The sequence below is a fragment of the Micromonospora sp. NPDC003776 genome, from assembly GCF_053605645.1.
The window spans coordinates 1-9,313 of record NZ_JBSGJR010000250.1; the positions used below are offsets into that span (position 1 = coordinate 1).

The window sequence follows — 9,313 nt, forward strand, 5'->3', positions numbered from 1 at the left end:
GTCGCTGGCGCGCCGCTTGGTGCCGGGCGGGATGTGCGGCAGGCCGTTGATGCCGTTGACCAGCGCCCCGCCCTCGCCGGAGAAACCTGTGACCGGCTTCGGCACCACCGCGGTGCACGGCGACGACGGCCTGACCCCCGGTACGGCGGTGTCCCCGCCGATCGTGCAGAGCGCGACCTTCAGCGCCGAGTCCGACGAGCACTTCACCGCGATCGCCACCGAGCCGCGGGGCAGCGCCTTCTACACCCGCTACGGCAACCCGAACCACCGGCAGGTGGCCGCCGTGGTGGCCGAACTGGAGGGCGCGGAGACCGGCCTGGTCACCGCGTCGGGGATGGGCGCGATCAGCACCATCGCGTTGGCCCTGCTCTCGGCCGGGGACCACGTGGTGGTGCAGCGCAGCACGTACGGCGGCACCACCTCGCTCGCCACCGGACTGTTGCCGCGCTTCGGGGTCACCTGCACCCAGGTCGACCAGACCGACACCGACGCGTTCGCCCGCGCGCTGCGGCCCGGGACCCGCCTGGTGCTGGTGGAGACACCGAGCAACCCTCTGCTGGAGCTGACCGACCTGGCCGCGGTGGCGGAGATCGCCCATGCGGCCGGCGCGCTGGTGGTGGTCGACAACACCTTCGCCACGCCGGTCAACCAGCGCCCGATGGCCGCCGGGGCGGACCTGGTCTGGCACAGCGGCACCAAGTTCCTCGGCGGCCACTCGGACGTGTCGGCCGGGGTGGTGGTCGGCTCCACCGCGCTGGTCGAGCGGGTGTGGCAGACCTCGATCGTCACCGGCAGCACGCTCGGGCCGGTGGACGCCTGGCTGCTGCTGCGCGGCATCCGTACGCTGCCGCTGCGGGTGGAGCGGCACAACGCCAACGCGCTCGCCCTGGCCCGGGCCCTGGAGGGGCACCCCGCGGTGGCCCGGGTCCGCTATCCGGGACTGCCGTCGCATTCGCAGCACGAGTTGGCCCGCCGGCAGATGACGGGCTTCGGCGGGGTGCTCAGCGTCGACCTGCGGGCGGGCCGGGCCGGGGCCGCCGCGCTGCTGGGCGGGCTGCGGCTGGCCAAGCGGGCGGCCAGCCTGGGCAGCGTCAGCACGCTGGTGGTGCACCCGCGGTCGATGTGGGCGGGCATCGTGGACGCGGCGCAGTTGGCGGCCACCGGGATCGGGGACGGGCTGGTCCGCGTCTCCACGGGGATCGAGGACACGGCGGACCTGGTGGACGACTTTCTGAGGGCGGCGGACGAGGCGGCCGACCCGGGCCCGGCCGCCGAACACACGCAGTAAGTTTACATCCACAACTTTGTTGATTAGTCTGGCTCGATGTCGATCGACGGTCCGAGCCCAGAGTTCGGACCGCTGATCGACAAGCCGACCCCGATCGACCATTATCAATCACTATGACCACCGGCTCCACCGACGCCCGGCCGACCGCCGGGACCGCCGACCCCAGCGAGTTCCCCGCCGCCCCGAACCGCCGCGGGTGGATTCGGTTGCGCTGGCTGCGTCACGAATGGACGTTGGCCGCGTTCGGCGGTCTCCTGCTGGCCGCTGTGCTGACCTGGCCGACGCTGCGGCACCCCGCCAGCACCGTCCCCGGCGACCTCGGTGATCCGACACTGCAGGCGTGGCAGATGGCCTGGGCGGGGCACGCCATGCTCACCGACCCGACCGGCCTCTGGCACTCGAACACCTTCTATCCCGAGCGCTGGACCTACGCCTACAGCGACACCCTGCTCGGCTACGCCCCGCTCGGGATGCTCGGCTCCGGCTTCGAGGCCGCGCTGATCCGCTACAACGTCACCTACATGCTGGTGCACGCCCTCGCGTTCGTCGGGGCGTACGCGCTGACCCGCCAGCTCGGGGCCGGCCGGTGGGGCAGCGCGGTCGCCGGGGTGGCGTGGGCGTACGCGCCGTGGCGGCTGGCCCACGCCGGCCACCTGAACATCCTGTCCAGCGGCGGGATCGCGCTGTGCCTGGCCATGCTGGCCCGCGGTCACGGCTGGTCCCTGCGGCACGGATACCGGCCGGAGCGGCGCCGGCCGGGCTGGGCGCTGGCAGGCTGGCTGGTCGCCGCCTGGCAGGTCACCCTGGGCTTCGGCATCGGGCTGCCGCTGGTCTACTTCCTGCTCGCCGCGGCGCTGGTGGCGGCCGCCGGCTACGGCTGGTCGTGGTGGCGGCGGCGGGAGCGGGCGGCGTTCGGCCGCCGGTTGCTGGCCGCGGACCTGGCCGGTGGGCTCGCCTTCGGGGCGGTGACCCTGCTGCTCGGGCTGGTCTACCTGAAGGTCGTCGACCTCAACCCGCAGGGTCGGCGCACCCTGGACTGGACCGTGATGTTCTCCCCACCCCTGCGCGGCTTCGTCACCGCCCCGGCCGACTCGTGGTTGTGGGGCGACGCGCACGCGGCGGCGCGGCAACAACTGTCCTGGCCGCCGGAGATGGCGTTGCTGCCCGGGATGATGCTGCTCGGCCTGGCCATGGCGGGGCTGTTCGTCTCGGTGTACCCGGTCCGGTACCGGGTCGCGTTGGGGCTCGGCGTCCTCGGCACGGTCCTGCTCGGGCTGGGGGCAACCCTCGGCGGCGACGGGGACCCCGGCTACCTGACGCTCTCGAAGCACCTGCCGGGATGGGACGCGCTGCGCACGCCGGGGCGGATGATGCACTGGACCAGCCTGCTGCTGGCGGTGCTGGCGGCCGGGCTGGTGACGGTGTTCGCCGAGTCGCTGCGACGACCGACGGCCCGGGGCTGGCCGCGGGTCCTCGCGCCGGTAGTCCTGCTGGTGCCGCTGGCCCTGGTCACCCTGGAGGGGGTCAACCGCACCCCCCACCCGGTGGTGCCGCCGCCACCGGCCGCGATGCGTACGGCCGACGAGCCCGTCCTGCTGCTGCCCGCGGGCGGCACCGGCGACCTGCTCTACATGCTGTGGACGACCGACGGGTTCCCCCGGGTGACCAACGGGCTGGCCGGCTTCGAGCCCGCCACCCAGGCACAGACCCGCGCCGCGACGGCGTCCTTCCCCGACGCGAGCAGCGTCGCGTACCTGCGCGGCATCGGGGTGCGGTCGGTGGTGGCCCTGCCCGACCGGGTCGCCGGCACGCCGTGGGAGGGCATCGCGACCCGGCCGCTCGACGGGCTGGGCATCATCCGGGAGGACCTCGATGGCGTGCTGGTCTACCACCTCTGACCGGACGGGGTGACGACGATGCGGTTGTCGGTGGTGGTGCCCTGCTTCAACGAGGAAGCGTCCGTGGAGCGGCTGCACACGGCGGTGACCGAGGCGCTGGCGGAACTGCCCGACGTCGAGGTCGAGGTGGTGTACGTCGACGACGGCAGCGACGACGGCACCCTGGTGGCGTTGCGCCGGCTCGCCGGCGGCGACCCGTCCGTGCGCTACACGTCGCTGAGCCGGAACTTCGGCAAGGAGGCGGCCATGCTGGCCGGGCTGGAACGGGCCACCGGCGACGCCGTCGTCATCATGGACGCCGACCTGCAGCACCCGCCGCGGCTGCTGCCGGAGATGGTGACCCTGTACCGGCAGGGGTTCGACCAGGTGATCGCCCGCCGGGACCGGCACGGTGACCGGTTCCTGCGGATGCTCGCCTCGCGGTCGTTCTACCGCCTGGTCAACTGGTGGATCGACGTACGGCTGCAGGACGGGGCGGGCGACTTCCGGCTGCTGTCCCGGCTCGCCGTGGACGCGATCCTGGCGATGCCCGAGTACAACCGGTTCTCCAAGGGGTTGTTCTCCTGGATCGGGTTCCGGACGGTGGTGGTCGCGCACCGCAACGAGAGCCGCCAGGCGGGCCGGAGCCGGTGGACGTTCGGCAAGCTGTTCAACTACGCGTTCGACGGCCTGCTGTCGTTCAACAACCGGCCGCTGCGCCTGGCCATCTACGGCGGCCTGTTCCTCACCCTGATCGCCGTCGGGTACATGGCCTGGGTGGTGGCCGACGCCGTCGAGAAGGGCATCGACGTCCCCGGCTACACCACCATCATCGTCAGCGTGATCGGTCTCGGGGGGATCCAGATGATGATCCTCGGCGTGATCGGGGAGTACATCGGTCGGATCTACTACGAGACGAAACGCCGGCCGCACTACCTGGTCCAGGAGACGGAAACGCCGGATCCCCACCGCGCGGTCCAAAACCGGCTGGTGATCGGGAACCCCCGCACCGGAGAGCACGAGCGGGGACGCACCGGGGACGGCTCGCCCGCCGCCGGCCGGTGAACACCGGTCGATCGATCGGGGTGACCTGGACGCTCCCCGGCGTCCTACCATTCACCCGATCCATCTGCTCACCGGCGAAGGGAATCCGCTGATGTTCCGGCACTCCACCCGGCGCTGGCTGGCCGTGCTCGGCGTCGGGGCCGCGCTCGTCGCCGGCTCCCCCGTCCCCGCCGTCGCCGCCGGCGAACTCCGGATCCTGGCCACCGACACGCAGGTGGCGCCCGGCTACTCGAAGTTCACTGGGCTCGACATCACCCTGGACGGGAAGCGGCCCGAGGACGGGACGTTCAGCGTCGACCTCGATGCGTCGAAGCTCCACGGACTGGCCACCGTGGGACCCGACCCGGGGGCACCTTTCCCGGCGGGGATGGGCTGCGAAAAGACCGGCGAGACGCTGCACTGCGACGGCCCGGTGAAGCGGGACATCGGTTTCAGCATGCCCTTCCTGCTGACGGGCGAGGTGGGCGCCCCGGTGGGCGAGACGGGCAACCTGGTCATCACCGTCAGGTACGCCGGCAGCACCGCTCACCGTACGATCGCCGTCACCATCGCCGAGGGTGTCGGGCTGGAAGCCCCGTTGGAGGACATCACCGACGGCGAGCCCGGCACCACGGTGGGCCTCGTCGGCACCGTCCGCAACACCGGCCCGACCACGACCCACGGCGCGGTGCTGGTGTTCCGGCCGCACCGGCTGAGCCCCTACCTCGGCACCTTCCGCAACTGCACCTCCGGTGGCGGCGCACCCGTCGTCTGCCGCTTCGACACCGACCTGCAACCCGACACGGCCTACCGGCTCTCCGCGCCACTGCCGGTCCACCTCGACGGGTCGGCCCGTACCAGCAGCCTGATCGGCAACTTCCTCGACTGGTGGACGACGGACGACTGGGCGCTGGTCGAGCAGAACCCGGACTCCCCGGTGCCGCCCGGCAAGCCGGGCACCGGCACCGACCTGCGCCTGGTCGAGGACCCGGGGCAGCGTGCCCACGTGCCGCAGACCCACGTGCGGGGAGGCAGCTCCACCGAGTTCTCCATCCGGGTCACCGGCGACAACCCGGCGGACCTGGCGGCCGCGGGCTGGACCGGGACCGCGGAGGTCGGCGACAAGGTCGAGGTGAGGTTCGGGGTGCGGAATCTCGGCCCGGCGTTCTTCGAGGCCTGGCCGTCGTACGTGAAGCTGCCCCTCGTGGTGGTCCAGATACCGGGGGGCACCACGACGGTGACCGTGTCGGACAAGTGCGCCCCGTACTCGGAGGGCGGGTCGTGGGACACGGCGGACCTCCTGGGCAAGCCGGGCTACGAGACGTACGCCTGTCTGCCCACGGGCGACCTCGCCAGGGGCGAGCGGTCCGAGTACCGGTTCACGCTGCGCGTCGACAAGCTCCCCAGCGCGACATCGGGTGTGGTCAAGGTACGCCTCGACGGCGATCCGAAGAAGGCCAACGACATCGCCGCGATCACCATCACGCCCCGGACGTCCGGCCAGGGCGGCGGCGAGAGCCTACCGATCACCGGTTCCTCGACCGGCATGATCGCCGGCATCGGCGGACTGCTGCTCGTGGCCGGCGCCGGTGGCCTGCTGGTCGCCAGACGCCGGCGGACCCGGTTCGTCGCTTGACGGGAGCGGGCTCCGCCGACCGGTCGACCCCCGGTCGACCCGCAGGTCGCGCTCCAACTCGGACACCAGCGCCCGCAGATCGTCCAGCCGCTGGCTGATGATGATCCGGTCGATGTCGTCCGGTACGCCGTCGCCGTCCTCGTCCGCCGCCATCGCCTCGGTCATCTCCAGCCGGCGGGCCTCCTCCATCGAGTTGACGATCACCGCGATGAGGATGTTGACCAGCAGGTTGGCGGTGATGAGCACGAAACTGACGTAGTAGACGAGGGTCCACGGCGACAGGGCCATGCCCTGCTCGATCAGGTCGGGCAGCGTCTCCAGGGAGAGCAGCACGAACAGGGTCAGGGCGGCCCGGCCGATCGTGCCGTACCGCTCGGGATCCGAGTCGGCGAAGATGAGCCAGCCGGCCATGCCGTACACGTACAGGGTCACCAGGGCGAGGGCGAGGAATCCCGCGACGCCGGGGAGGCTGCGCAGCAGGGCCGTCACGATGGTGCGCAGACCGGGCGAGAAGCGCACCAGCCGCAGCACCCGGGCGATGCGGATCACCCGCAGGGCCGGCGACTCGCCGTGCAGGCCGGGGATGAACGCCGCGGCGATCACCGCGAAGTCGAACACGTTCCAGCCGTGCCGGAAGAAGTCCTGGGGCCGGTTGCCGTGGGCCAGCACCCGGATCGCGATCTCGCTGACGAACACCGCCCGGAAGAACCACTCGAGGGTGCGCAGCAGGGCGCCCAACGACCCCGGGTGCGGATAGGTCTCGATCCCGAGCACCACCGCGTTCAGGCCGATGACGATGACGATGGCCACCTCGAACCCACGCGACCGCTCGATCCGCGCACACCGGATCGACAGCCGCGAGGGGGACGGTACGCGTCGCTGACGCGGCACCGGCTGCCTGCTCACCGCGCCACTCCCGCATGGCCCGCGGCGAGGGCGGGGCGACGCGGCTGCGAATGGATCATGAGGTCAGCCTAAGGGAGCCCCGGCGCACCCTGAAGCCCCACGACGCCACACCGGGGGGCGACCTGGTGACCGGGGCCACACATAAATTAGTCAGCCTGAACTTGTCAGTTCAGACTGACTATCTAGGCTGGGAGTTGTGACCGGCATCCCCGACCCGACCCGTGGCGCGACCGGCGACCGCGCGCTCGTCGCCGCCCGCGACCTCGTCGTCGTCTTCAGCCGGCTGCGTCGGCGCCTGCGTGGACTTCGGGCGGAGGACGGGCTCAGCCCGTCGCAGACCTCCGTTCTGAAGCGACTCGAGGAGAGCGGGCCGACGACCGCAAGCGAGCTGGCGGCGGTCGAGCGGGTGCGCCCCCAGTCGATGGCCGCCACGGTGGCCGTGCTCGTCGACCGCGGCCTGGTCCGCCGCGACCCCGATCCCGATGACGCACGCCGGCAGCGCCTCGCGCTCAGCGACGCGGGCCGCGCCTGGATCAGTGACACCCGCCGCCTGCGCGACGAATGGCTGGCGACGGCACTGCAGAAGGAGCTCAACGCCGCCGAACTGGACACCGTCATCCGGGCGCTCGCCCTGGTGGAGCGGGCGACGTTGCGATGACCGCCGCCACCAGGCCGGCACCCCGGAACGCAACGGCCGACTTCGACCGCCGGCTGATCGCGCCCATGGTCCTCGGCGCGGTGCTGAACCCGATCAACACCTCGATCATCGCGGTCGCGCTCGTCCCGATCGGGCGGGCACTGGACGTCCCGACGTCCCAGACCGTCTGGCTGGTCTCCGCGCTCTACCTGGCCACCGCCATCGGGCAGCCGGTGGCGGGCCGGCTGGTCGACGTGCACGGACCGCGACGGCTCTTCCTCACCGGCACGGTGCTGGTCGGCGTCGCCGGCGCCCTCGGCGCGCTCGCCGCCGACCTGCCCGTTCTGGTCGCAGCGCGGGTCCTGCTCGGGCTGGGCACCTGCGCCGGCTACCCGGCCGCGATGTACCTGATCCGCGCCGAGGCACGCCGGACCGGCCGGGACAGCCCCAGCGGGGTGCTCACGGTGCTGGCGGTGTCGAGCCAGACCGTCGCGGTCGTCGGCCCGACGCTGGGCGGCCTGTTGATCGGCCTCGGCGGCTGGCGGGCAACCTTCGCGGTCAACGTCCCGCTCGCCCTCGCCGCGTTCGCGGTCGGCTGGCGATGGATGCCGCGGCAGCGGCCGGCGGCCGCCCGTGAGCCGGTGGCCCTCGACGCGCCGGGCATCACCCTCTTCGCCGTGACGCTCGGCGCGCTCCTGCTGTTCCTCATGGAGCCGGCGGCCGCCGACCTCTGGCTGCTCGCCGTCACCGTGGTCGCCGGCGCCGGCTTCGTGCTCCGCGAGCGCCGCACGCCGGCGCCCTTCATCGACCTGCGCGTGCTGGGTGGCAACCTCGCCCTGGTCGCCACCTACGCCCGCCAACTGCTCGCCGGCCTGACCATGTACGCGGTCCTCTACGGCGTCTCGCAGTGGCTCCAGGACGGCCGTGGGCTGTCGCCCGCCCAGGCCGGCCTTCTCCTGCTCCCGCTCAGCGGATCGGCCCTGCTGGCCTCCGCGGTCACCGGCCGCCGCCCGGAGATCAAGGCCAAGCTGGTCGTCGGCGCGGCGCTGCAGGCGGTCGGCTGCGCCCTGCTGCTCGTGGTCGGTGGCCGTACCCCGGTGTGGTTCCTGGTGCTGCTGGTGGTGTGCTTCGGGATCCCGCAGGGGCTGCTCAGCCTCGGCAACCAGAACGCCGTCTACCACCAGGCGGACCCCGCGCGGATCGCCTCGTCGGCCGGGCTGCTGCGCACCTTCGCCTACCTCGGCGCGATCGGCGCCGCCGCAGCCAGCGGCGCCTTCTTCGGGCCCCGCGCCAGCACCGCGGGCCTGCACGAGCTGGCCTGGTTCCTTCTCGCCGGCGCCGTCGCGCTGCTGGCGCTCACCGTGCTGGACGGCGGCCTGCGCCGGGTGGGAACCCGGCCCCGGTCAGACCACCCCGAACGTCCACTCCCGGAGGAGCACGCATGACCCTCACCCTCGACCCGGCTCGCACCGCGCTGCTGGCGATGGACTACCAGCCGCTGCTCGTCGCACGGATCCCCGACGCCGCCGCCCAGCTGGACCGGGTCCGGACCGCCATCGACGTGGTCCGCCGCCACGGCGGTCAGGTCGGCTACGTCCGGGTCGCCCTCGCCGACGAGGACTACGCGCGGGTGCCCGGGCACAGCCGCTTCGCGGTGCTGGCGGGGCAGCTGGGGCCGGCCCTGCACGCCGACGCCCCCGGTACGCAGGTGCACGGCGACCTCGCGCCGCAGCCGGGCGACATCGTGGTCCGCAAGTCCCGGGTGGGCGCCTTCTCCACCACCGACCTGGACCAGCAGCTGCGGGCCCGCGGCGTCGACACGCTGGTGCTGGCCGGCTGGAGCACCAGCGGGGTGGTGCTCTCGACCGTCCGGGAGGCCGCCGACCGCGACTACCAGGTGGTGGTCCTCGCCGACGGCTGCGCCG

General features: G+C 72.7%; 8 protein-coding genes. 7 read left to right on the forward strand and 1 reads right to left on the reverse strand.

Annotated elements, in window-relative coordinates; translation table 11 throughout:
- Positions 1-88: 88 nt before the first annotated feature.
- The 4 genes from ACWEVO_RS20225 (at position 89) to ACWEVO_RS20240 (ending at position 5,845) form a co-directional block, all read left to right on the forward strand.
- Positions 89-1,288: a trans-sulfuration enzyme family protein gene (locus tag ACWEVO_RS20225; protein WP_452309073.1), complete on the forward strand. Its 1,200-nt coding sequence runs from the start codon at positions 89-91 to the stop codon at positions 1,286-1,288.
- Positions 1,289-1,401: 113 nt separating this feature from the next.
- Positions 1,402-3,186, forward strand: a complete 1,785-nt coding sequence (locus tag ACWEVO_RS20230) for a hypothetical protein (protein ID WP_452309074.1) — start codon at positions 1,402-1,404, stop codon at positions 3,184-3,186.
- 18 nt (positions 3,187-3,204) lie between these two features.
- A complete protein-coding gene (locus ACWEVO_RS20235; protein ID WP_452309075.1) occupies positions 3,205-4,230 on the forward strand; it encodes a glycosyltransferase family 2 protein in 1,026 nt (341 codons plus the stop codon).
- A gap of 91 nt (positions 4,231-4,321) precedes the next feature.
- Positions 4,322-5,845: an LPXTG cell wall anchor domain-containing protein gene (locus tag ACWEVO_RS20240; protein ID WP_452309076.1), complete on the forward strand. Its 1,524-nt coding sequence runs from the start codon at positions 4,322-4,324 to the stop codon at positions 5,843-5,845.
- Here the strand turns inward: ACWEVO_RS20240 and ACWEVO_RS20245 are convergent.
- Positions 5,729-6,751 (reverse strand): ion transporter, encoded by a 1,023-nt coding sequence (locus ACWEVO_RS20245; RefSeq protein ID WP_452309077.1) that lies wholly within the window; start codon positions 6,749-6,751, stop codon positions 5,729-5,731. The two genes, ACWEVO_RS20240 and ACWEVO_RS20245, sit on opposite strands and share 117 nt — an antisense overlap.
- 196 nt (positions 6,752-6,947) lie before the next feature.
- Between ACWEVO_RS20245 and ACWEVO_RS20250 the strand changes: the two genes are divergently transcribed.
- From ACWEVO_RS20250 to ACWEVO_RS20260, 3 genes are all read left to right on the forward strand, one after another.
- A complete protein-coding gene (locus ACWEVO_RS20250) occupies positions 6,948-7,409 on the forward strand; it encodes a MarR family winged helix-turn-helix transcriptional regulator (RefSeq protein ID WP_452309078.1) in 462 nt (153 codons plus the stop codon).
- Positions 7,406-8,833 carry an MFS transporter gene (locus ACWEVO_RS20255; RefSeq protein ID WP_452309079.1) on the forward strand — a complete coding sequence of 476 codons (1,428 nt, stop codon included), beginning with the start codon at positions 7,406-7,408 and terminating at the stop codon, positions 8,831-8,833. Before ACWEVO_RS20250 ends, ACWEVO_RS20255 begins: the two co-directional genes overlap by 4 nt.
- Positions 8,830-9,313 (forward strand): cysteine hydrolase family protein (locus tag ACWEVO_RS20260; protein ID WP_452309080.1); only part of this gene is annotated, 484 nt, incomplete at its 3' end. The genes ACWEVO_RS20255 and ACWEVO_RS20260, both read left to right, overlap by 4 nt.